Source organism: Ruegeria sp. CI1, assembly GCF_056536925.1.
In genome coordinates this window covers 143,514-164,771 of the sequence record NZ_JBQFQP010000010.1, presented here as the reverse complement: position 1 = coordinate 164,771, position 21,258 = coordinate 143,514, and the positions used below count along the sequence as shown (strand labels likewise).

21 protein-coding genes are annotated in these 21,258 nt (G+C 57.2%); 11 read left to right on the top strand and 10 right to left on the bottom strand.

Annotated elements, in window-relative coordinates; translation table 11 throughout:
* The first annotated feature begins 32 nt into the window (after window positions 1-32).
* The 10 genes from ACR0LZ_RS13645 to ACR0LZ_RS13600 all read left to right on the top strand — a co-directional run bounded on the left by ACR0LZ_RS13645 (window position 33) and on the right by ACR0LZ_RS13600 (window position 10,336).
* Entirely contained in the window at window positions 33-1,418 is a 1,386-nt protein-coding gene (locus ACR0LZ_RS13645) for a trypsin-like peptidase domain-containing protein (protein WP_480750386.1), read from the top strand.
* A 3-nt stretch (window positions 1,419-1,421) separates the two neighbouring features.
* Entirely contained in the window at window positions 1,422-2,735 is a 1,314-nt protein-coding gene (locus ACR0LZ_RS13640) for a replication-associated recombination protein A (protein ID WP_480750385.1), read from the top strand.
* A gap of 63 nt (window positions 2,736-2,798) precedes the next feature.
* Window positions 2,799-3,179, top strand: coding sequence for a fluoride efflux transporter CrcB (crcB, locus tag ACR0LZ_RS13635; RefSeq protein WP_480750383.1), 381 nt, complete (start codon window positions 2,799-2,801; stop codon window positions 3,177-3,179).
* Entirely contained in the window at window positions 3,176-4,216 is a 1,041-nt protein-coding gene (locus ACR0LZ_RS13630) for an RluA family pseudouridine synthase (RefSeq protein WP_480750381.1), read from the top strand. The genes crcB and ACR0LZ_RS13630 overlap by 4 nt, the downstream gene beginning before the upstream one ends.
* The gene (locus tag ACR0LZ_RS13625; protein ID WP_480750380.1) at window positions 4,213-4,884 is read left to right on the top strand and encodes an HAD-IA family hydrolase; all 672 of its coding nucleotides are present in this window, start codon (window positions 4,213-4,215) and stop codon (window positions 4,882-4,884) included. Before ACR0LZ_RS13630 ends, ACR0LZ_RS13625 begins: the two co-directional genes overlap by 4 nt.
* A gap of 4 nt (window positions 4,885-4,888) precedes the next feature.
* Complete coding sequence (locus ACR0LZ_RS13620; RefSeq protein ID WP_480750378.1) at window positions 4,889-5,596, top strand: ATP12 family chaperone protein; 708 nt, start codon at window positions 4,889-4,891, stop codon at window positions 5,594-5,596.
* Window positions 5,597-5,806: 210 nt separating this feature from the next.
* Window positions 5,807-6,823, top strand: coding sequence for an amino acid ABC transporter substrate-binding protein (locus ACR0LZ_RS13615; protein ID WP_480750377.1), 1,017 nt, complete (start codon window positions 5,807-5,809; stop codon window positions 6,821-6,823).
* A 133-nt stretch (window positions 6,824-6,956) separates the two neighbouring features.
* A complete protein-coding gene (locus ACR0LZ_RS13610; protein ID WP_480750375.1) occupies window positions 6,957-8,225 on the top strand; it encodes an amino acid ABC transporter permease in 1,269 nt (422 codons plus the stop codon).
* Between the two features lies 1 nt (window position 8,226).
* The gene (locus ACR0LZ_RS13605) at window positions 8,227-9,534 is read left to right on the top strand and encodes an amino acid ABC transporter permease (protein WP_480750374.1); all 1,308 of its coding nucleotides are present in this window, start codon (window positions 8,227-8,229) and stop codon (window positions 9,532-9,534) included.
* Between the two features lie 10 nt (window positions 9,535-9,544).
* Window positions 9,545-10,336 (top strand): amino acid ABC transporter ATP-binding protein, encoded by a 792-nt coding sequence (locus ACR0LZ_RS13600; RefSeq protein ID WP_480750373.1) that lies wholly within the window; start codon window positions 9,545-9,547, stop codon window positions 10,334-10,336.
* A gap of 62 nt (window positions 10,337-10,398) precedes the next feature.
* Here ACR0LZ_RS13600 and ACR0LZ_RS13595 read toward each other — a convergent pair whose 3' ends face one another.
* The 9 genes from ACR0LZ_RS13595 to ttcA all read right to left on the bottom strand — a co-directional run bounded on the left by ACR0LZ_RS13595 (window position 10,399) and on the right by ttcA (window position 19,161).
* Entirely contained in the window at window positions 10,399-10,896 is a 498-nt protein-coding gene (locus tag ACR0LZ_RS13595) for a SixA phosphatase family protein (protein WP_480750371.1), read from the bottom strand.
* A complete protein-coding gene (locus ACR0LZ_RS13590) occupies window positions 10,893-11,576 on the bottom strand; it encodes a ferredoxin (RefSeq protein WP_480750370.1) in 684 nt (227 codons plus the stop codon). Before ACR0LZ_RS13590 ends, ACR0LZ_RS13595 begins: the two co-directional genes overlap by 4 nt.
* Window positions 11,543-12,337, bottom strand: a complete 795-nt coding sequence (locus ACR0LZ_RS13585) for a sterol desaturase family protein (protein ID WP_480750368.1) — start codon at window positions 12,335-12,337, stop codon at window positions 11,543-11,545. Before ACR0LZ_RS13585 ends, ACR0LZ_RS13590 begins: the two co-directional genes overlap by 34 nt.
* Before the next feature lie 57 nt (window positions 12,338-12,394).
* Window positions 12,395-13,258: an acetylglutamate kinase gene (argB, locus tag ACR0LZ_RS13580; RefSeq protein WP_480750367.1), complete on the bottom strand. Its 864-nt coding sequence runs from the start codon at window positions 13,256-13,258 to the stop codon at window positions 12,395-12,397.
* 81 nt (window positions 13,259-13,339) lie between these two features.
* On the bottom strand, window positions 13,340-13,993 hold the full coding sequence (gene yihA, locus ACR0LZ_RS13575) for a ribosome biogenesis GTP-binding protein YihA/YsxC (protein ID WP_480750365.1): 654 nt from the start codon (window positions 13,991-13,993) through the stop codon (window positions 13,340-13,342).
* Complete coding sequence (locus ACR0LZ_RS13570) at window positions 13,990-14,727, bottom strand: MOSC domain-containing protein (RefSeq protein WP_480750364.1); 738 nt, start codon at window positions 14,725-14,727, stop codon at window positions 13,990-13,992. The genes yihA and ACR0LZ_RS13570 overlap by 4 nt, the downstream gene beginning before the upstream one ends.
* A complete protein-coding gene (yidC, locus tag ACR0LZ_RS13565) occupies window positions 14,724-16,553 on the bottom strand; it encodes a membrane protein insertase YidC (protein ID WP_480750362.1) in 1,830 nt (609 codons plus the stop codon). Before yidC ends, ACR0LZ_RS13570 begins: the two co-directional genes overlap by 4 nt.
* Before the next feature lie 126 nt (window positions 16,554-16,679).
* On the bottom strand, window positions 16,680-18,173 hold the full coding sequence (locus ACR0LZ_RS13560) for a putative bifunctional diguanylate cyclase/phosphodiesterase (RefSeq protein WP_480750360.1): 1,494 nt from the start codon (window positions 18,171-18,173) through the stop codon (window positions 16,680-16,682).
* 118 nt (window positions 18,174-18,291) lie between these two features.
* Window positions 18,292-19,161 carry a tRNA 2-thiocytidine(32) synthetase TtcA gene (ttcA, locus tag ACR0LZ_RS13555; RefSeq protein ID WP_480750358.1) on the bottom strand — a complete coding sequence of 290 codons (870 nt, stop codon included), beginning with the start codon at window positions 19,159-19,161 and terminating at the stop codon, window positions 18,292-18,294.
* Window positions 19,162-19,423: 262 nt separating this feature from the next.
* Between ttcA and ACR0LZ_RS13550 the strand changes: the two genes are divergently transcribed.
* On the top strand, window positions 19,424-20,641 hold the full coding sequence (locus ACR0LZ_RS13550) for a TIGR03862 family flavoprotein (protein ID WP_480750357.1): 1,218 nt from the start codon (window positions 19,424-19,426) through the stop codon (window positions 20,639-20,641).
* Here the strand turns inward: ACR0LZ_RS13550 and ACR0LZ_RS13545 are convergent.
* Entirely contained in the window at window positions 20,608-21,204 is a 597-nt protein-coding gene (locus ACR0LZ_RS13545; RefSeq protein ID WP_480750355.1) for a glutathione S-transferase family protein, read from the bottom strand. The genes ACR0LZ_RS13550 and ACR0LZ_RS13545 overlap by 34 nt on opposite strands.
* Window positions 21,205-21,258 lie beyond the last annotated feature (54 nt).

Here is a 21,258-nt window from a genome sequence, read left to right as displayed (position 1 = left end):
ATCCCAATGGAAGTCTGCTAATGGGATCGACAATGCTCCGCCTGATACTCATCGTTTTTTCATTCCTGACGCCTCCATTCGCCGCCGCCGAAACCCGGGTGCCGCAGTCGCAGACTGAAATATCAATGGGGTTCGCCCCGGTCGTCAAACAGGCCTCGCCCGCCGTGGTCAACATCTATGCCAAGATCATCCGGCAGGGGCGATCTAACCCGTTGTTTTCAGATCCATTTTTTCGCGATTTTTTTGGCGGGGATTTCGGAGCACCGCGTCCCCGGGTGCAGAACTCGCTGGGGTCGGGCGTCATCCTGTCAGAGGACGGCTATGTCGTGTCCAACTTTCACGTTGTCGGAATGGCGTCGGAAATACAGGTCGTGACCACGGACCGGCGCGAGTTTACCGCCGAAGTGGTGCTGGGAGACGAAGAGAGCGACATCGCAATCCTGCGCCTGCAAGGCGCCGAAGGATTGCCATTCCTGAGACTGCGCGATTCTGATCACGTCGAGGTGGGAGAATTGACACTTGCCATCGGTAACCCTTTCGGGGTGGGTCAGACTGTGTCCTCCGGCATCATCTCGGGCCTTGCGCGATCCGGGACAGCAACCGGGAATGCGCGGGGGTATTTCATTCAAACCGACGCACCGATCAATCCCGGCAATTCCGGCGGTGCTTTGATTGACGTTAATGGCAATCTCATCGGTATCAACACCTCGATCCTCAGCCGCTCGGGCGGGTCGAACGGGATCGGGTTTGCCATTCCGGCCAATCTGGTGACGGAATTCCTGCGTCAGGCGCGGGCCGGGAACGAGACATTCGTACGCCCCTGGGCCGGAATGGCCGGCCAGCCGATGAACGCCGATATTGCCGAGTCTCTGGGACTGGCGCTACCAGAGGGCGTGGTGATTTCGGACCTGCACCCTGAAAGCCCCATTGCCAAGGCCGGGTTCCGCGTGGGGGATGTAATCACCCATGTCGACGGGCAAGAGGTCAACTCGCCCTCCGAGATGAAGTTCCGCATGTCCGTGTCCGGGATTGGTGGTGTTTCGAAGATGACCCGCCTGCGTGGCGGCGAGAGGGTAGAGATTGAGGTAGCGATGACCGATGCTCCCGACGAACCGCCCGCCGAGGAAACGGTACTGGACAAACGGACGGCGCTACCTGGTCTGACTGTGGCGCGCCTCAACCCGGCGGTGATCTCTCGGCTTGGCCTGCCGTTGTCATTGGACGGCGTGGTCGTGCTTGACCCCGGGGCTTTTGGCGCCCGAGCGGGTTTACAGCCGGGCGACATTCTGGGGGCGGTAAACGGCGAAGAGGTAAAGCGCCCCGACGACGTGCGTCAGGCCTTGACCGATACCGGGCGCCGCGTCCGCATTGATCTGCAGCGACGTGGGCAGTGGGTGTCGCTGCGGTTCAGGATCTGAGCCGTGGCAGACCTGTTCGACACTGGCGCAAAGGAACCTGCGACCGAGCCCCCACGGCCATTGGCCGACCGGCTGCGGCCAAAGTCGCTTGGCGAGGTGATCGGACAAGAGCAGGTGTTGGGGCCGGATGCCCCGCTGGGGGTGATGCTAGCCTCGGGCAGTTTGTCGAGCCTTATATTCTGGGGTCCACCCGGTGTGGGCAAGACCACCATTGCGCGGCTTCTGGCACAGGAAACGGATCTGCATTTCGTTCAGATCAGCGCGATTTTCACCGGTGTACCAGATCTCAAGAAGGTGTTTGAGGCGGCGAAGATTCGGCGTCAGAACGGGCAGGGCACCTTACTGTTCGTCGACGAGATCCACCGGTTCAACAAGGCCCAGCAGGACGGATTCCTGCCGCATATGGAGGATGGCACTATCCTGCTTGTCGGGGCGACGACCGAGAACCCGTCATTCGAGCTGAACGCTGCCGTACTTAGTCGTGCGCAGGTTCTGGTACTGGAACGGTTGGGTCTGGCCGATCTGGAACGATTGACTCAACGCGCGGAAAAGGAACTGGGCCGCGCCTTGCCGCTGACGGGTACGGCGCGCGAGGCACTGCAGGAAATGGCTGACGGAGACGGGCGCGCATTGCTGAACCTGACCGAACAGGTCGCGGCCTGGAAAGTGGACGGCCCGCTCGATGTCGATGCATTGGCCAACCGGCTGATGCGACGAGCGGCGAAATACGACAAGTCGGGGGATGAGCATTACAATCTGATCTCGGCATTGCACAAATCGGTGCGGGGGTCGGACCCGGACGCTGCCCTTTACTGGTTCGCGCGGATGCTGACCGGTGGAGAAGATCCGCGTTATCTTGCCCGCAGGATTACCCGCATGGCGGTCGAAGATATCGGTCTGGCCGATCCGCAAGCGCAATCGATCTGCCTGCATGCGTGGGAAACCTACGAACGGCTCGGCTCGCCCGAAGGCGAGTTGGCCCTGGCGCAGGCCGTCGTCTATCTGGCACTGGCACCGAAATCGAACGGGGCCTATGTCGGTTACAAGGCGGCGATGAAACTAGCCAAGCAGTCAGGCAGTGAACCCCCGCCCAAGCACATCCTGAACGCGCCGACGTCGTTGATGAAAGATCAGGGGTACGGCGCAGGATATGCTTATGACCACGACGCCGAAGATGGATTCTCGGGACAGAACTACTTCCCTGACGGGATGAAGCGACCGGTTTTGTACCAGCCGGTCGAACGTGGTTTTGAGCGTGAGTTGAAAAAGCGGCTGGACTATTTTTCCAAGTTGCGGACTCAGCGGAACCAAAGCTGAACTGGATCTGACCGAACCCATCTGGGCTTGACTTCACGGGCGTCGCGCGCGAGAGCAACGCCAATGTTTTCTTCGGTTCTGCATGTAGCGCTTGGCGGCGCGATCGGGGCGACGCTCCGTTACCTCACCGGCGTGGGTGTGATGCGCGCGCTTGGTCCGCAGGAGTTTCCTGTGGCGATCATTCTGGTCAACGTGATTGGCTCGTTCCTGATGGGTATGTTTGTCGTGGCCGCGGCGCACCGCGGACTGCATTACCTTAGCCCGTTTGTCGTGACTGGCTTGATGGGCGGGTTCACCACCTTCTCGGCTTTTTCGCTTGAGGCAGTGACGCTGTATGAACGCGGCGCTGTGGTATACGCGGTATTGTATGTCGGGCTGTCGGTGATCCTGTCCCTGTCGGCACTGGCTGTTGGGCTTTTTGTTGCACGGGAGATGTGGGCATGAGCGTTCAGTTGATCACCATCGGGCAAGAGGATGCCGATCAGCGCATTGACCGTTGGCTTCGCCGGGTGTTCCCGCATGTGGGGCAGGGCCGGATCGAAAAGATGTGCCGAAAGGGCGAATTGCGGGTCGACGGCGGGCGAGTCAAGGCTTCGACCCGGTTGGCCGCCGGACAGGTCGTGCGGGTGCCGCCGCTGCCGGATGCCGACCAGAAACCGATCGTTCAAAGATCACGTGTTTCGGATGCGGATGCAAAGATGATCCAGTCGTGCGTGATCTATCGCGACGATCACGTTCTGGCGCTCAACAAACCGGCAGGCCTGCCGGTGCAGGGCGGCAGCGGACAAACCCGGCATGTGGATGGTCTGGCCGAGGCGCTGAGATTTGGCTATCAGGAAAACCCCCGGTTGGTTCACCGGCTGGACAAGGACACGTCGGGTGTTTTGTTGCTGGCGCGGACGCGCGAGGCGGCCAAGGGTCTGACCGCTGCCTTTCGCCACCGCAACACGCGCAAGATCTATTGGGCCTTGGTCGCTGGTGTGCCAACCCCTTATCTGGGCGAGATCAAGACCGGGCTGGTCAAGGCGCCGGGTCACGGCAAGCAAGGTGAAGGCGAAAAGATGATTGCCGTGCATCTGAAAGAGATCGACAGCACACCGGGTGCCAAGCGGGCGCACACACTATACGCCACACTTTATCGGGTGGCCGGGCGTGCATCCTGGGTCGCAATGGAGCCGGTCACGGGCCGCACGCATCAGCTGCGCGCGCATATGGCGGCAATCGGGCATCCGATAGTCGGGGACGGAAAGTACGGAGGCTCCGGGCAAGAAAATCTGGGCGATGGCTGGGGCGCGCAACTTGGCGGTATCATCAGCAAGAAACTGCATCTGCACGCACGTCAGCTTTCGTTCGAGCATCCGGTGACCCACAAACCGACGACTGTCACGGCCGATCTCCCGGAGCATATGAAGGAGAGCTGGACCACATTCGGCTGGACCGAAGATCTGGCAGCCGAGGACCCGTTTGAGGCATTGCAATGACCGGTTCATTGCGACTGATCCTGTTCGATGTGGACGGCACGCTGGTGGACAGTCAGGGCTCCATCGTGGCCGCAATGAATGCTGCCTTCCAAGCGTTGTCACTTCCCGCACCCGATCGAACAGCGACCTTGTCCATTGTTGGGTTGTCCCTGCCGCAAGCCATGGCGCGTCTGGCGCCGGAGTACTCTGACAAGATTTGGCACAACCTTGTCGAAGGCTACAAAGAGGCCTATCACGCGCATCGCCTTGCGCAGGGTGCAGCAAGCTCGCCGCTCTATCCCGGCGCGGTTGACGCTTTGCAAGCGCTGCACTCGGTCCCCGAGTTTTTGCTTGGCGTGGCGACAGGGAAATCCCAACGAGGATTGGACGTGTTGCTGGAAGCGCATGGGCTGAATAGCTTTTTCGTCACCCGTCAGGTCGCAGATCACCATCCGTCGAAACCTCATCCTTCGATGATCGACACTGCACGGCGGGAAACGGGCGTCGATGCCGCCTCGACGGTCATGATCGGCGACACCAGTTTCGATATGGAGATGGCCCGGGCGGCAAATGTTGCAGGGGTTGGTGTAAGCTGGGGGTATCACGACAGATCAACCCTGTCACAAGCTAATCAAGTCATCGATGGTTTTGATCAACTCCCCTCTGCCCTGGGAAATATCTGGAACTGAATACATGAGCGATTGGAAACCGAAGCGGTTTTGGAAAGAAAGCGCCGTAGTTGAGGTCGAAGGCGGATTTACAGTCGAACTCGACGGTCGGCGGGTGAAAACTCCGGCCAAATCTGGGCTGGTAATGCCAACTGCAGGCATGGCCAGTGAAGTGGCCAGGGAGTGGGATGAACAGGAAACCGTGGTCGATCCAAACACGATGCCGTTTACGCGTTCGGCCAATGCGGCAATCGATAAGGTGCATCATCAACATGCCGAGGTTGCGGACATGTTGGCCGCCTATGGCGATTCGGATTTGCTATGCTATCGGGCAGACCAACCCGAATCTCTGGTCGCAAGGCAGGCTGCACAGTGGGACCCGGCGCTCGATTGGGCAAAAAGTGATCTCGGTGTGAGACTTGCGCCGGTTGTCGGTGTCGTTCACCAGCCACAATCTGTTGCTGGGCTAAAGGGGCTCGGTGAAAAAGTTCATCGGATGAACGACTTTCAGTTAGCAGCGTTTCACGATCTTGTGAGCCTTTCAGGTTCGCTGATTCTCGGGTTTGCAGCTGCCCGGAATTGGCGCGATCCGGATGAGATTTGGCGCATTTCGCGTTTGGATGAACTTTGGCAGGAAGAGCAGTGGGGTCCCGACGAGGAAGCGCTGAAACACGCGGAAGTAAAGCGCTTGGCGTTTTTGCACGCTAAGCGGTTCTATGATCTCGCAGAATAGGTGGAAGCTTTCTGCCAAAACTGATTGACCCAAGGTCAATCGATACCAAAGCGTTATCGATTTCCCATATACTGGTCTTGACGTTTCTTGACGAATGGGACCAAACTTGAGCCCACTAAAGGGGAGAGACCTTTTGGGTAACCTTTCCGGCAAATGGGATTGCCGGTTGAACCGCCTCGGTAAGGGGTGGAAAATCAGGAAGAGGTAAATATGAAAAAATCCGTAATTTTGGGCGCGGCTACGGTTGCCGGTCTGGCTGCAGGTGCCGCAGCGGCAGGAACCATGGACGACGTCAAGGCGCGTGGCAAGCTGAACTGCGGTGTGACCACCGGTCTCGTTGGCTTTGCAGCGCCTGATGCAAATGGGGAGTGGAAAGGCTTTGACGTGGCCGTGTGCCGCGCTGTGGCAGCCGCAGTACTCGGCGATGCCAATGCCGTTGAATTCGTGCCGACCACTGGTAAAACCCGCTTTACCGCCCTGGCATCGGGCGAAATCGACATGCTGGCGCGCAACACCACTTGGACCTTCAGCCGTGACGTCGACCTCAAGTTCGAATTCACCGGGATCAACTATTATGACGGTCAAGGCTTTATTGTGCCTAAAGCGCTGGGCGTAAGCTCGGCCAAGGAACTGGACGGGGCGACCGTTTGTATCCAGACCGGCACCACAACCGAGCTGAACCTGGCGGATTTCTTCCGCTCGAACAACATCAGCTATGAGCCGGTTCCGATCGAAACCAACGCGGAAGGCCAGCAACAGTATCTGGCGGGCGCCTGTGATGCCTACACCACCGACGCGTCTGGCTTGGCAGCCACCCGCGCCACTTTCGAAAACCCGGGCGATCACGTGATCCTGCCGGAAATCATCTCGAAAGAGCCGCTGGGGCCGCTGGTCCGCCACGGTGATCACGAGTGGGGTGACGTGGTTCGCTGGACCCTCAACGCATTGATCTCGGCAGAAGAACTGGGTGTGACCTCGGCCAACCTTGACGAGATGACTGCCGGAACTGACAATCCGGAAATCAACCGCCTGCTGGGTACCGAAGGCACCTTGGGCGAAATGCTGGGTCTGGATGCCGAATGGGCCAAACGCGCAATTGCGGTTGCCGGAAACTATGGCGAAATCTTTGCCCAGAACATCGGTGAAAGCACTCCGATCGGTTTGGCGCGTGGTCTGAACGACCAGTGGACCAAAGGCGGTCTGCTGTACTCGCCGCCGTTCCGTTAAGTGTCACGCTGAAAGGGCGCAGGACAACCTGCGCCCTTTTTGCACCCATAAAAAACAACAGACCCGGCGATGGGGAGCAGGGAAGAACCCTGCCCGACAAAAAAACCGGGATGTCACGGGGATTACATAGGTCATGACGACTCTCACTGACCCGCCAAAGGAGCAGTTCCGGCTGTCCATGCTCCTTTACGATACGCGGTACCGTTCTGCGACAATCCAAGTTATCGCGCTGATCGGTTTCATGCTTTTGGCAGCCTGGATCATTTCCAATACTATCAACAACTTGGCAGAGCTGGGAAAACCGGTCGAATTCGGCTTCTTCGCGGAACCGGCCAGCTATGACATCAATCAACGCCTGCTGGACTACACTTCGCGCGACACACACCTAAGGGCGGCTTTTGTCGGTTTGCTCAACACACTGGTCGTAGCGGTATTGGGGTGTATCACCGCGACCGTACTGGGGGTGATCATTGGCGTTCTGCGCCTGTCCCATAACTGGATCGTTGCACGCTTGATGACAGTTTATGTCGAGATGTTCCGCAACGTCCCAGTACTGTTGTGGATCGTTTTCATCATGGCGGTCCTGATCGAAACACTTCCATCGCCGCGAGCCTTCCGTGGAGAGAATCCCGAGGCCACGATGATGCTTAGCGACAGCGTGGCGGTTACCAACCGCGGTGTGTATGTCCCAGATTTCCTGTTTTCCAACAGTTTGGGAGATGTCCATCTGTTTGGTGAATCCAGCCTCCGGTTTGATGTCAGCCTCGATCTGATCGCGGTTCTCATCGTTCTTGGCGCTGGTTTTTGGGTTTCAAACTGGCTCAAGCATCGCGCAGACCGCATTCAGGAGGCCACCGGCGACCGTCCGGTGACATGGTGGCAGCGACTAGGCGTAGTTCTAGTGCCGCTGGCAATCCTTTTGTATCTGCTGGGATTTCATCTGGGGTATCCCGAACTCAAGGGCTTCAACTTCATGGGTGGGACACACCTGCGGAACTCGCTGATCGCCCTGTGGCTGGCGCTGTCGCTCTATACGGCCGCGTTCATTGCAGAGATCGTGCGAGCAGGCATCATGGCCATATCCAAGGGCCAAACCGAGGCCGCAGCCGCGCTGGGTCTGCGTTCAAACAAGATCATGAGCCTGGTAATCCTGCCGCAGGCATTGCGGGTGATTATCCCTCCGCTGATCTCGAATTATCTCAACCTCACCAAGAACTCCTCGTTGGCGATCGCCGTGGGCTACATGGACATCACCGGGACGCTGGGCGGCATCACAATGAACCAGACTGGACGTGAACTGGAATGCGTTCTGCTGTTGATGCTGGTGTACCTGACCATTTCGCTGAGCATTTCGGCGGTTATGAACTGGTACAACGAATCCGTAAAGTTGAAGGAGCGTTGAGATGTCTGACATAGGTTTTGTCCGAACTGAAATGCTCCCCGAAAAGGAGCCACCCGCGTCTGAAGTAGGCGCCCTCGGCTGGATGCGCCACAACCTGTTTTCTAACTGGTTCAACTCGATCCTGACCATTTTGGCGATCTTCTTCGTCTATAAGATCCTTGCAGGGCTGGTTCCGTGGATTCTCTCTCCGACTTGGGATGCTGGTTCGTTGTCGGAGTGTCGGGAAATCCTGCATAATCTGGGCCGTGAAGGTCATTACGCCGGCGCGTGCTGGGGTGTGATCCATGAGCGTTGGATCCAGTTGATCTTTGGCTTCTACCCGGCAGAGCTGTATTGGCGTCCAATTGCGACTTTTGTCCTGTTGGGGGTGGCTTTGGCGCCGGTTCTGTTTGCCGACAAGGTGCCGTCGAAACTGCTGATCTTCACAGCGCTTTACCCGTTCATCTTCCCCTGGCTTTTGTGGGGTGGAACGATCTGGGGGCCTCTGGCGGCCCTGCTTGGGTTCGTTATCGGTTGGTTCGTCTATACCGCCGTTAGCAAGGCGACCAGCAATCTACTGGGCATCATCCTGGGGGTGTTGGCGGCCGTGATCTGGTGGGTCGTCGTTTCCGGGTATTTTGTCGAAACAATGAACTCGATTGCTGCAATTGGCATTGAGCCCGTGGAAAGCCGCAAATTCGGGGGCTTCATGTTGTCGATCACCATCGGCGTTGTAGCCATTGGTTGTTCGTTGCCGCTGGGCATTGTTCTGGCGTTGGGCCGTCAATCTGATCTGATGATCGTCAAATACCTGTGTGTGGGCTTTATCGAGTTCATCCGGGGCGTGCCTCTGATCACGTTGTTGTTCGTGGCATCGACACTGTTGAACCTGTTCCTACCGCCGGGGACGAATTTCGACATCATCTTGCGTGTGCTGATCATGGTGACACTGTTCGCCTCGGCCTATATGGCCGAAGTGATCCGGGGTGGTCTCGCTGCCCTGCCGCGTGGCCAGTATGAAGGCGCGGATTCGCTTGGCCTCAACTATTGGCAGGCGCAGCGTCTGATCATCATGCCTCAGGCACTCAAGATCTCGATCCCGGGTATCGTTTCGACTTTCATCGGGGTGTTCAAGGACACCACGCTGGTTTCGATCATCGGACTTCTGGACCCTCTGGGCCTCAGCACCGCAACACGCGCGACGACTGAATGGAATGGCATCGTATGGGAACTTTATGGCTTCATCGCCTTGATGTTCTTTGTCTTCTGCTTCTCCATGTCCCGCTATTCCATGTATCTGGAGCGCAAGCTCCACACTGGCCATCGCTAAGGAGGGCCCAATGTCTCAACTTGCTGTAGATCGTGAAATCGACCGTTCAAAGATGACGGTCAGCGACGAGGTCGCTATCGAGATCACCAATATGAACAAGTGGTACGGGTCCTTTCACGTGCTGCGCGACATCAATCTGACGGTCAATCAGGGCGAACGTATCGTCATCGCGGGTCCGTCAGGGTCCGGGAAATCCACCCTGATCCGATGCCTGAACGCGCTGGAAGAACACCAGCAGGGCAAGATCGTGGTGGACGGAACGGAACTGTCGAACGACCTCAAGAACATCGACAAGATCCGGTCGGAAGTTGGCATGGTGTTCCAGCACTTCAACCTGTTTCCACATCTGAGCATTCTGGAAAACTGCACTTTGGCCCCGATCTGGGTGCGCAAGACGCCCAAAAAAGAGGCCGAAGAACGGGCAATGCACTTTCTGGAAAAGGTGAAGATCCCGGAACAGGCGGACAAGTATCCCGGTCAACTTTCAGGTGGTCAGCAACAACGTGTGGCGATTGCCCGTTCGCTCTGCATGATGCCGCGGATCATGTTGTTCGACGAACCCACTTCGGCGCTGGACCCGGAAATGATCAAAGAGGTGCTCGACACCATGATCGAATTGGCCGAGGAAGGCATGACCATGCTATGCGTCACGCACGAGATGGGCTTTGCACGTCAGGTCGCCAACCGTGTGATCTTTATGGATGCAGGTCAAATTGTGGAACAGAATGAACCGGAAGAGTTCTTCAACAACCCAAAGAGCGACCGAACCAAGCTGTTTCTCAGCCAGATCTTGGGTCACTGATATTTGGTTGGGGAAGCCCATTCTATTTCGACAAAAGGGAGGGCGGGGTTTCCCCGCCTTTCTCATTCCAGAAGGTCGCGTGGGACGACAAAATCCATCACTTCGCCGGTGCGTTTGCCGAGATCGTGCCAGTTACAGATTGGAAACTCGATAGTCGTGGTTGCGCATGTAGGATAGTCGAAGAATCGAGCATGAGCAGGCGCTTCCTCGACAACACTCCTGGCGAATGTGGCAATGCCAGGATTGTGGCCCAGCAACAGAACTGTCCGCCCGCTGGCTTCGCGCAGAACGTCAAATATCTGTTGCGGCGATGCGTGATACAGCACGTCCGTATAGTCGGGTTCGGGCGTGTCGAAACCCATTTCCTTCCAGGTTTCGCGGGTGCGTCGCGAAGATGAACTGAGAACCTGATCCGGCTGCCAGCCTTTGTCTCGCAGCCAAGTTCCTATCGCTTTTGCGGATTTTTGACCGCGTTTGTTCAGAGGGCGGTCGAAATCCTCCTGAAACGGATCGTCCCAGCTGGATTTGGCGTGTCGGGTCAGGATCAAGGTGCGGGTCATCGGGGATGAAAATGCTGCATGTGATGTGCGGTTTGCGCCGGATTTCGTTCTGCCCCAGCACTGAGTGGGCAAGCCAGACGGGCGGTACAACCTTGTGTCATGCAGGTTTGGCCGCCCTTGGTGTCGAGATAGCTGTGACAGGCATCCACTTGGTAGAAGGTGTCTGAATTCAACGCACCCACCGGGCAGGACGTGGAGCAAGGGGCACTACATGTAATACAGGGCGAGGGCGCATATGTCGTGGGAATGGCGAGTTCACGGTCAAACCAAAGAGCCCCCCGATATGAGATCATCATGCCCACCGTGTCATGCACCAGAGCGCCAACTGGGCTTTGAAAGGCCCGCCCGGATTTCAGCGCCCAATCAATGAATGGCTCGTAAGGGGGGCCGCCAAAAGGAAATCGCGCTTCGGCGCCCAAGCTGTCGGCCATGTCGCCGATGACGCGGGCCGACCAGCGATCGACCGGATCAGGGTGGCCATCCTTCCCTTCGGGTGCAGCTTGAAAAACGTCCCAAAATTCAGGTCCTGTCCCCAGCAAGATCAGGGTGCCCGAGTCAAGACCTTTGGCCTCGCTTCTGCAAGGATGCTGGGCACCCATCACGATCAGCCGAGCTGTGTGAGCAACCGCTTCGATTTCGGAATAACTCACTTGTTCCGAAACGGCAGCCAAAGACTCCACCCCAGTCGTGCTGGTCGGTCGTCCTGCCATTTCAGGCCGACAGTCATCGCGCCGTGCCCGCGTTTCGGCTGCGCCACATATGTTCCCAACATCCGATCCCATATCGACAGGGCAAATCCGTAATTGCTGTCGTGCTCGTCCCGCAGCACCGAGTGATGAACACGATGCATGTCGGGCGTAACCAGAACCCTACGCAGAACCGCGTCAACGGCAAGCGGAAGTTTCAGGTTCGAGTGATTGAATAGTGCCGTCCCGTTCAGCAGGATTTCAAAAATCAGCACCGCCAGTGCACTGGGCCCCAGCAGGTAGATCAGCCCGATCTTCAAGAGCATGGAAAGCGCAATCTCGACCGGGTGAAAACGGATGGCAGTAGTCACGTCCATGTCACGGTCGGCATGATGAACCCGGTGCAATCGCCACAGGACCGGAACTTTGTGCGTGATCAGGTGCTGCGTCCATATCGCAAAGTCCAGTATTAGAACCGAAACTATGACCTCGATCCATCCGGGCCAATTGACAGTATTGAAAAGGCCCCAGCCATTGCGGTTGGCATCCAATGCAGCACCAACTGCCAGCAACGGCATGCCGATGGCCATGAGGCGCAGCAGGACGCTGTTCAGCACCGTGATCGACAGATTGGTCAGCCATCTTCGAGATCGCGCCAATTGCCTTGCGCGACGCGGCGCCAGCGTTTCGGCGCCCGCGAACAGGGTAAAAAGGGTCAGGAAAACACCCAGACGAATGGCGGCTTCATTTTCCATACATTCACACTTGAGCATGTGAACGAAAAGCGCAAGCTTGGAACCGTCACGAAATCGTCAATCCGGGCGAATCAACGACCCTGCGCCATGTTCAGTGAATAATTCCAGCAAGACTGCGTTTGGCGCGCGACCGTCCAAAATGACCACCGCTCTCACGCCACTGTGCAATGCATCAAGCGCGGTTTCCGTTTTGGGGATCATGCCACCTGCGATGGTACCCTCGCGCGTCATCTCGCGAATCTGCCCGGCTTTCAGTTCGGTAACCACCTCTCCGGCGGCGTTCTTGACGCCCGAAACATCAGTCAGCAACAACAGGCGGTCGGCTTTCAAAGCAGAAGCAATTGCCCCGGCCGCAGTATCGCCGTTGACGTTGAAAGTTTCGCCGTTTCGGCCTGCGCCCAGGGGTGCGATCACCGGAATGATGTCATGGGCGAAAAGGTTGTGCAGCAATTTGGGATTCATCAGCGATGGTGTGCCGACAAATCCCAAGGAGCTGTCGGTCTGGTCGCATATCATCAGATTGGCATCCTTGCCCGATAGCCCGACCGCCATACCACCCTGGGCATTGATCGCCTGCACGATTCGCTTGTTCACCACGCCGGACAGCACCATCTCCACTACTTCGACGGTAGCCTGATCGGTGACCCGCTTGCCATTTACGAATTCGGACTGGATATCCAGCTTGTCCAGCATTGCGTTGATCATCGGGCCGCCACCGTGCACGATGACCGGATTTACTCCGACCTGACGCATCAAAACCACATCGCGGGCGAAGCTTTCCATGGCCTCGTCGCTGCCCATGGCGTGACCACCCAGCTTTATGACGACGATGGCTCCGTCATAGCGTTGCAGATACGGCAAGGCGCTGTTCAATGTGGCGGCGGTTGCGATCCAGTCCCGGTTCATGTCTCGTGTCTTCATGGCTTAGGTCCCTTTGACGAACCGTGTTAGGGCCTTTGGGTCAGGCTGCCAAGACCCTGTGATTGCCAATATTCGCTGTGGTTATTCCAAATGTGCGATGATTGAGCGTAGGGTCGCAATGCCATCTCCCTTCTCTGACGAGGTCAGGACAATCTCGGGAAATGCGGCGGGGTGCTTTGCCAGCGCGGAACGTACCTGTGACAGAACCTTGTCACGATCATTGGCCTTAACCTTGTCCGCCTTGGTCAACACGCATTGAAAGGTGACGGCGCTTGTGTCGAGCAGTTTCATGATCTCGTCATCGACCGGCTTCACCCCGTGGCGAGCGTCAATCAGCACAAAGGCCCGTCTCAGCGTTTGCCGCCCGCTAAGGTACTGTTTCAGGAGCTTTTGCCACTTCTCGACTATCTTGATCGGTGCGTTGGCGTAGCCATAGCCGGGCAGGTCGACCAGATACAGATCGGGGCCTTGGGCAAAAAAGTTGACTTCCTGAGTACGTCCCGGCGTGTTCGACGCCCGCGCCAGCCCCTTGGTACCTGTAAGCGCATTTATCAGGCTCGACTTGCCTACATTCGAGCGGCCTGCGAAGCAGACCTCCAGCCGGTCAGGTTCGGGCAGGCCAGTCATGGCAACCACGCCCTTTACGAATTCCGACGGCCCGGCAAAGAGCTTTCGCCCGGCCTCTTGGGCCAGCGCGTCAGGGTCTTCAGCCAGGGGAAATGGAAGGGCGGTCACAGAGGCACTACCTTATCGTTGAGACGGATGGAGCCGCCTTTGAGGACTTCGGCGCGAACACTGAAATCACGATGCCCCCAGGTTTCGAGTGTTTTTAGCGGGTCCGCATCGTGAACACCTGTTTCGGGGTTGGTCATTGTCGATGGGCATCGCACCGTCCGTTCCCGAACGCGGAGAACCGCATCCCCGATTTGTATGTTGCGGTTGATCCAATCGAACTCTTCCCAAGGGGCCAGCCCATCAAACCAAATGTTGCCGCGCCAACGCAGTATTGACAGTTCTCGTCCCATCTTTTGCTCGACCGCCTGATGCGAAGCCATGTTGCACAGGGTAACGGAGGGAAAATCACTATCCGTCATGCCGCGGCCCGGCGCGCGGATGATCCGGGCTGACGCGGCTCGATTTTCGGGCATCAGTGGGCGCACCCAATCCAGAAATACGTCCGCCTCGACGTCGGGCGCAAAGGTCAAATCCGGTCGTTGTGGGTGGCTCAAAGTAACCCGGTCGCCTTCCAAGAGGGCGGTTATGGCCATTAGTGCAGGAACTTTTGCGACCCGACTGAAATTCACGCAAGGTGCCCATGTGGTGCCGTCCGCTTTTGACATCTCGTGGGCAACGGCCCAAACACGATCCCCGGGCATGGTCTGCCCGGGGGTCAATGTTACGTCTTTCAAAGCTTCGCGGCCATGACTTTTGATCGGATGCCGCCAGAGGCTGGTGACGACTCCACTCATTTTTTATCCGTTTTCGGCGTTTTCTTGAAGCTGGATCTAATGTTGCCAAACACGTCGGGGGTATAGCCGTGACTGCGCATAATGATGTATTGCTGCGTGAATGTGATCGTGTTGTTCGCGATCCAGTACACCACGAGTCCGCTGGCGAAACTACCCAGCATGAACATGAAGACCCATGGCATCCAGGCAAAGATCATCGCCTGCGTTGGATCGGTTGGCGCCGGGTTCAGCTTTTGTTGTACCCACATCGAGATACCCAGAAGCAGTGGCAGGATTCCAATCAGAATGGTTGCCATCAGCGTTCCCGGCTCGGGGCCGGCCCAAGGCAGCCAGCCGAAGAAATTCATGATCGAGGTCGGGTCCGGCGCGCTCAGATCCTGGAACGGGCCGAACCAGGGGGCCTGACGCAGTTCGATGGTGACAAAAATCACCTTGTAGAGCGAGAAAAAGATCGGGATCTGCAGTAGAATCGGAAGACAGCCCGCGGCAGGGTTAACCTTTTCCTTCTTGTAGAGCTCCATCATTCCCTGCTGAAGCTTTTGGCGGTCGTCGCCAGCGGCTTCTTTCAGGGCTTCCATCTGCGGCTGCAATTCCTTCATCTTGGCCATCGACACATAGGATTTCAGCGCCAGCGGGAACACGATTGCCTTGATGATCAGGGTCAGACCGATGATTGACCAGCCCATGTTGCCGATCAGCTGGTTGATGTTGTGAAGCAGCCAGAAGATCGGCTTGGTCAGGAAAAAGAACCAGCCCCAATCGATGCTGTCGATAAATTTCTGAACGCCCTGGGCCTGGTATTCGCGAATGGTTTCCCATTCTTTTGCTCCGGCGAACAGCCGCGTGGTGACCTCGACAGAACCGCCGGGGGCGACTGTCAAGGTCGGCAATACGGTTTCGGTTTGGTAGATCTTGCGGCGATCATCATATTTTGCGGCGGCTTTGAATGCCGTACCCTCAGCGGGGATCAGCGTTGTCATCCAATAGTGATCGGTAAAACCGATCCAGCCGCTGTCCTTGACCTGGAAGACCTCAGCCTGCGCGCGTTCGTTCGGATCAACGTCGAAATCGCGCACGTTCTTGTATTTGATCTCCGAAAGCGTTCCGTCGGTCATCCCGATGACGCCTTCATGTAGGATGAAGAAATTCTTCAAACCGGGCAGGTCGGCGTCCTCGCCAGTTCCGTGTCGGGCCAGAATACCATAGGGTGCCATGCCCACTTCGGCCTGTGAGGCGTTTTCGACGGACTGGGTCACGGTGAACATGTAGTTTTCGTCGACCGAGATTGTCCGACGGAAGGTCAGGCCCCGGCCATTGTCCCAAATCAGCGTAACCGGGCTGTCAGCGCTCAGCGTTTCGCCCTTCTCCAAGCTCCACAGGGTATTGGGGCCGGGTACGTCAGTGCCGGTAACACCTGCACCCGGCGCCCAGCCATAGAGCGCATAATAGGCCGATTGCGTTCCTACTGGGGACATCAGTTCTACGATCGGGGAGTCCTTGGCCAGAGAGACCCGGTAATCCTTCAGTGACAGCTCGTCGATCCGACCGCCGGACAGCGACAGGCTGCCGGTCAGGCGTGGGGTGTCAATCTTGACCTGCGGTGCTTCTGCTTCGGGCTCGGCCTCGGCCGTGACGTTGGTCGCGGGCGCCGACCCGTCCGTGCTGACGGCACTTGGAGTTTGAACGCCATCGCTTTCGATCGTGCTTATAGCGGTCTCATTGGTGGGAGTTTCGGGTTCCGGAGGAGGGAACAGCACGAACCACACAAGGATCACTAGAAAGCTGAGCACGGTTGCGAGGATAAGGTTCTTGTTCTGATCGTCCATCTGGGACAGCCACCTTGTGCTTTGATTGACACCGGTGGGTTCAACAGAGTGCAGCCCAAAAGGTCAAGCAGATTCGCCCTGAAAGTCACCGGTAATCCGCCGTAAAGGACACGGAATGTGAAAGAATCACCCGGTATCGCGCCCAATTTTCGGTGTCTCCTGCAGTTTAGTGTTGTGAACGGACAACCAATCCAACGTCTGCCCAAACGGCATGGGGCGCCCGATCTCGAACCCCTGAACGTGGCCGCACCCCAACTGCGCGAGCACTGAATGTTCTCCCGCAGTCTCGACGCCTTCTCCCAGCGTTTCAAGATTCAGCCGTTCGGCAAGTGAGAGAACCGCAGTCAAAAGCTGCCGCTGCGCAGGGTCACGATCAACACGTGTTACAAAGGAACGATCGATCTTGATCCGTGAGATATTGAAGCGTTTCAGAGAAGCGACCGAGGCATGCCCGGTTCCGAAGTCATCCAGGTCGATCCAGCAACCCAGATTGTGCAACTCTGCAATGTTGCGCGCCACGATGTCTCCTGGTGTCTTGCTAATCACTGTTTCAAGAACTTCTACGGTTAGCCGACCTGGCGTCAGATCGAACTGATCCAGATCCCACCGAATCCTGTCCACCAAACCCGGGTTGTGCAACTCGTCTGACGAGAAATTGACCGCGATACGCGGCACGTCTGCCCCGGCTTTGTCCCAGGCGACCAGTGCGGCAAGGGCACCACGCAGGATGTTCTGCCCGAGGCGTTCCATCAAACCCGCCTCTTCGGCGACGGCAAGAAAGGCACCGGGGCCAAGAATGCCGCGGTTCGGATGTTCCCACCGGGCCAAAGCCTCGAATCCGGTCAGTTTGCCTGTGTTCGTCGAGATTTGTGGTTGAAACCACGGAACGATCTGGTTGCAATTCAGGGCGTGCTGAATATCCCGCCGCAGATCCGCCCGGGTGGTTATCCTGTTACGTGTGTCGGAAGTGTAGGCGCGGATTGACGAAGGGCCATTTTGTCTGGCTTCGTTCGAAGCCGCTATCGCGGCACCGATCCATTCTTGCGCGCCGTGACCTAGTGCGCGCCGATCGAGGCAGAAACCAAGGGAGCATGAGACATAGATGGTTGTTCCGTCCAGCGATATCGGATCTTCGATCCCGCTTTGAATGCGCCCCGCCAATTGTATGCAGTGTTCCAGATCCAGCTGACTTACAGGTGATACACAGACAGCAAATTTGGCGTTCCCGAGGCGGGCCACGATATCCTGACTGCGAACCGTTGCCAAAATGCGTTCACCACTGCGTTGGACGATGGTGTCGACGGCCAATGTGCCGTGCCGTTCTTCGATTCGATCGAGGTCGTCCAGAACGATTATGAAACACGCCGATTCCTGCCCGCTGGCCCGCAGGCCTGCGAGTAACTCTGCGGCCTTGATTTGGAATTCATCCCTTTGAATAAGACCGGTCACGCGGTCGCGTGAGTGATTCTGTTCGGTGGGCCAACGCCCCAGTGCACCCGCAAACGCGAATACTAGCGGCAAGCCAAGAGAGGTCAGGAGCAGCGCGCCTTCGCCGCCTAGCCAGAATGCACCCAGAGTGATCGCGGGTAGAAAAGCGAGAATGGCCGGTCCGTTCAGCACTGCAAGAGCTCGACCACATAACCGAGTGAGCAAAGAATGTATCTGCATCGTTTCCTTGGCCTCGTGTTAGAGCATCGTACGCTCTGACTGAACCTAGGAAACCTCTCTAAGTGAGACGTTAACGCAGTAACGGAATTTCGTCTGGATCCTCAGATTTTTTTCCAACCTGAGCCACAAGCCCTTGAAAATCGAACAGTTTCGGATCCAGCATATGCGAAGGGCGGATGTTGGTGAGTGCTCGGAACATGACCTGCCGGCGTCCCGGGGTGTTCTTCTCCCACTGGTCCAGGATCTGTTTGACCTGTTGACGCTGCAATCCATCCTGACTGCCGCACAGGTCGCAGGGAATGATGGGATAATTCATCTGGGTCGCAAATTTCTCGCAATCTGTCTCGGCGACATGGGCTAGCGGACGATAGACGAACAGGTCGCCTTCTTCATTGACCAGCTTCGGAGGCATTGTCGCCAAGCGCCCGCCGTGGAACAAGTTCATGAAGAATGTTTCCAGAATGTCATCGCGGTGATGGCCAAGAACGACCGCCGAACACCCCTCCTCACGTGCAATCCGGTACAGGTTTCCACGTCGCAGCCTTGAGCAAAGGGCGCAATAGGTTCGCCCTTGCGGAACTTTGTCGACCACCACCGAATAGGTATCCTGATACTCGATGCGGTGGGGTACGCCCATGCGTTCCAGAAACTTGGGCAGTACAGTTGCGGGAAAACCCGGCTGTCCCTGATCCAGATTGCAGGCCAACAGTTCGACCGGAAGCAGCCCGCGCCATTGCAATTCGTGCAATACTGCCAACAAGGTATAGCTGTCCTTGCCGCCCGACAGGCATACCAGCCATTTGGCACCGCGATCCACCATGCCATATTGCTCGATCGCTTCGCGTGTTTGACGCACGATGCGTTTGCGCAGCTTCTTGTACTCGGTGGTCGAGGGCGCGCCGGTAAAAAGCGGGTGGATATCATCGGGTTCGTCGAGCATTGGCTGGCTGTACTAGGTTTGCCGGAACCGGGCAAGGGCATGCGATTGTCGTTCATGATAGGAAAGGCAATGGCATGTCAATTTCGCTTCGGTCTGGCGAATTCGCAATCGCAATATACTCATTTGGGTCCTATAGAAGGGTGGATATTGCCTGGCGGTCCGAGGTCTAACCGGGACGATGCGCACTATACCGTCAATGGAATGTGCCGAGCACAAAGGTCGGATCAGTCAGCGGGTGCTACGACGGATAAGAGGAAATCGGATGGCAAAGGCCGTTGTGATCGGCGCGGGACCGGCGGGACTGATGGCTGCCGACGAACTGGCTATCGCCGGTCATTCGGTTTTTGTTGCAGAAGCCAAACCCTCGGTCGCACGAAAGCTCCTTATGGCGGGCAAGTCCGGTCTAAACCTAACCAAAGACGAAGCTTTCTCTGACCTAATCAGCGCTTATGGTGATGCTGCCGATTGGCTATGCCCGATTGTTTCGGAAATGGATTCTCAGGCGGTTCAGGATTGGGCGCGGAGATTGGGGCAGGAATTATTTACCGGGTCCACCGGGCGGGTGTTTCCGGTTGCAATGAAGGCATCTCCCCTTTTGCGAGCGTGGTTGTCCCGCTTGGACCGGTTGGGTGTTCGATTGCAACCGCGGTGCCGTTGGGTCGGATGGGATGGTGCCGATTTGGCTTTTGAAACGCCTGAAGGACGGCACTGTGTCGCTGCTGACGTCACTGTGTTTGCGATGGGGGGCGCCAGTTGGTCGCGCTTGGGCTCGGATGGGGCATGGGCGCCCTTGCTGGCCGCGCAAGGTGTGAAAATTGCTGAGTTCGCACCGGCAAACGCCGGTTTGCTGGTTGCGTGGTCAGAGCATATGCGACCCTTGTACGGCGAGCCAATCAAGGGCGTCGCTTTGAGTGCGGGAGGGTCGCGAACACGAGGGGAAGCGGTTATTTCTGCGCGGGGGCTGGAAGGTGGTGGTATCTATGCAATCTGCAAGGCGGTTCGGGAAGGCGCGCCCTTGCAAATGGATCTGTTGCCAGAGGTATCGCCTGCAGTTCTCACGCAGCGACTGGCAAAACCGCGAGGAAAGCTCAGCCTATCGAACCATTTACGCAAGACATTGAAGCTTGGGCCGGTACGAACCGCATTGCTAATGGAGTTTGGGAGGCCGCTTCCCGATGGTCAGGAACTCGCCGACCTTATCAAGTCCTTGCCCATTCGCCATGCGGGTTTGCGCCCTTTGGATGAGGCAATTTCGACCGCGGGTGGCGTCAGCCGCACAGCATTTGATGGTGGGTTGATGTTAAAGGCACTTCCCGGCGTTTTCTGTGCCGGGGAAATGCTGGACTGGGAGGCACCCACGGGTGGGTATCTGCTGACGGGGTGCCTGGCCACAGGCCGCTGGGCCGGTCGGTCCGCCGCCGCGTGGCTGCACCATACCAAAAGGGATCAGGCAGGTTGTGTCAATGCGCCCATGCGTTGAAACGCCGGACGACTGCGCATTTCCTTTGCATAAGCTTTGAGGGTGCCCGAATTCATGGGAAAGCCCGCGTTCACGGCCCAGTTCATGCAATGAACACATAGTATGTCGGCAATTGTCATTTTGTCGCCCTGCAGAAACGGGCCTTTGAACCGATCAGCCATCCGCACATAGTTGCGGTTATATTCCCATTTTGCGGTTTCGATCACCTGTGGAACCCGTTGTTCTTCCGGCAGAACGAACATATGCCGGGCCGCCACCCATAAAATACTATCGAAGTCGTCGAGGAGGGTGAAAAACAACGAATCCTGTTCGGCGCGCTCCTTGGACCCAGCGGGATAGGTGAAGCGTCCATGCTTGTCGGCCAAATAAGTCATGATCGCGGAACTATCGGTTATGACTGTCTCGCCATCCACTAGCACCGGGACCTTACCGGATGCATTCAGTGCCTTAACCTGAGGGTCATGAGGGCCGACGTCGATGAATTCGTACTCTTGTTCCAACTCCTCCAGAAGCCACAGAACTCGCGATGCACGGCTTTTGATGCGACCATAGATCTTGTACATGATGATTTCCCTGCCAATCTGTTCGCCCTTCAATCTGGGAACGCGAGCGGTCAC

What these genes read in the sequence shown, in the direction of transcription:
- ACR0LZ_RS13645 (WP_480750386.1), top strand. Translation starts at nt 33, where the DNA reads ATGCTCCGCCTGATACTCATCGTTTTTTCATTCCTGACGCCTCCATTC.
- crcB (WP_480750383.1), top strand. Translation starts at nt 2,799, where the DNA reads ATGTTTTCTTCGGTTCTGCATGTAGCGCTTGGCGGCGCGATCGGGGCG.
- ACR0LZ_RS13630 (WP_480750381.1), top strand. Translation starts at nt 3,176, where the DNA reads ATGAGCGTTCAGTTGATCACCATCGGGCAAGAGGATGCCGATCAGCGC.
- ACR0LZ_RS13625 (WP_480750380.1), top strand. Translation starts at nt 4,213, where the DNA reads ATGACCGGTTCATTGCGACTGATCCTGTTCGATGTGGACGGCACGCTG.
- ACR0LZ_RS13620 (WP_480750378.1), top strand. Translation starts at nt 4,889, where the DNA reads ATGAGCGATTGGAAACCGAAGCGGTTTTGGAAAGAAAGCGCCGTAGTT.
- ACR0LZ_RS13615 (WP_480750377.1), top strand. Translation starts at nt 5,807, where the DNA reads ATGAAAAAATCCGTAATTTTGGGCGCGGCTACGGTTGCCGGTCTGGCT.
- ACR0LZ_RS13610 (WP_480750375.1), top strand. Translation starts at nt 6,957, where the DNA reads ATGACGACTCTCACTGACCCGCCAAAGGAGCAGTTCCGGCTGTCCATG.
- ACR0LZ_RS13605 (WP_480750374.1), top strand. Translation starts at nt 8,227, where the DNA reads ATGTCTGACATAGGTTTTGTCCGAACTGAAATGCTCCCCGAAAAGGAG.
- ACR0LZ_RS13600 (WP_480750373.1), top strand. Translation starts at nt 9,545, where the DNA reads ATGTCTCAACTTGCTGTAGATCGTGAAATCGACCGTTCAAAGATGACG.
- ACR0LZ_RS13595 (WP_480750371.1), bottom strand. Translation starts at nt 10,896, where the DNA reads ATGACCCGCACCTTGATCCTGACCCGACACGCCAAATCCAGCTGGGAC.
- ACR0LZ_RS13585 (WP_480750368.1), bottom strand. Translation starts at nt 12,337, where the DNA reads ATGGAAAATGAAGCCGCCATTCGTCTGGGTGTTTTCCTGACCCTTTTT.
- argB (WP_480750367.1), bottom strand. Translation starts at nt 13,258, where the DNA reads ATGAAGACACGAGACATGAACCGGGACTGGATCGCAACCGCCGCCACA.
- ACR0LZ_RS13570 (WP_480750364.1), bottom strand. Translation starts at nt 14,727, where the DNA reads ATGAGTGGAGTCGTCACCAGCCTCTGGCGGCATCCGATCAAAAGTCAT.
- yidC (WP_480750362.1), bottom strand. Translation starts at nt 16,553, where the DNA reads ATGGACGATCAGAACAAGAACCTTATCCTCGCAACCGTGCTCAGCTTT.
- ttcA (WP_480750358.1), bottom strand. Translation starts at nt 19,161, where the DNA reads ATGCTCGACGAACCCGATGATATCCACCCGCTTTTTACCGGCGCGCCC.
- ACR0LZ_RS13550 (WP_480750357.1), top strand. Translation starts at nt 19,424, where the DNA reads ATGGCAAAGGCCGTTGTGATCGGCGCGGGACCGGCGGGACTGATGGCT.
- ACR0LZ_RS13545 (WP_480750355.1), bottom strand. Translation starts at nt 21,204, where the DNA reads ATGTACAAGATCTATGGTCGCATCAAAAGCCGTGCATCGCGAGTTCTG.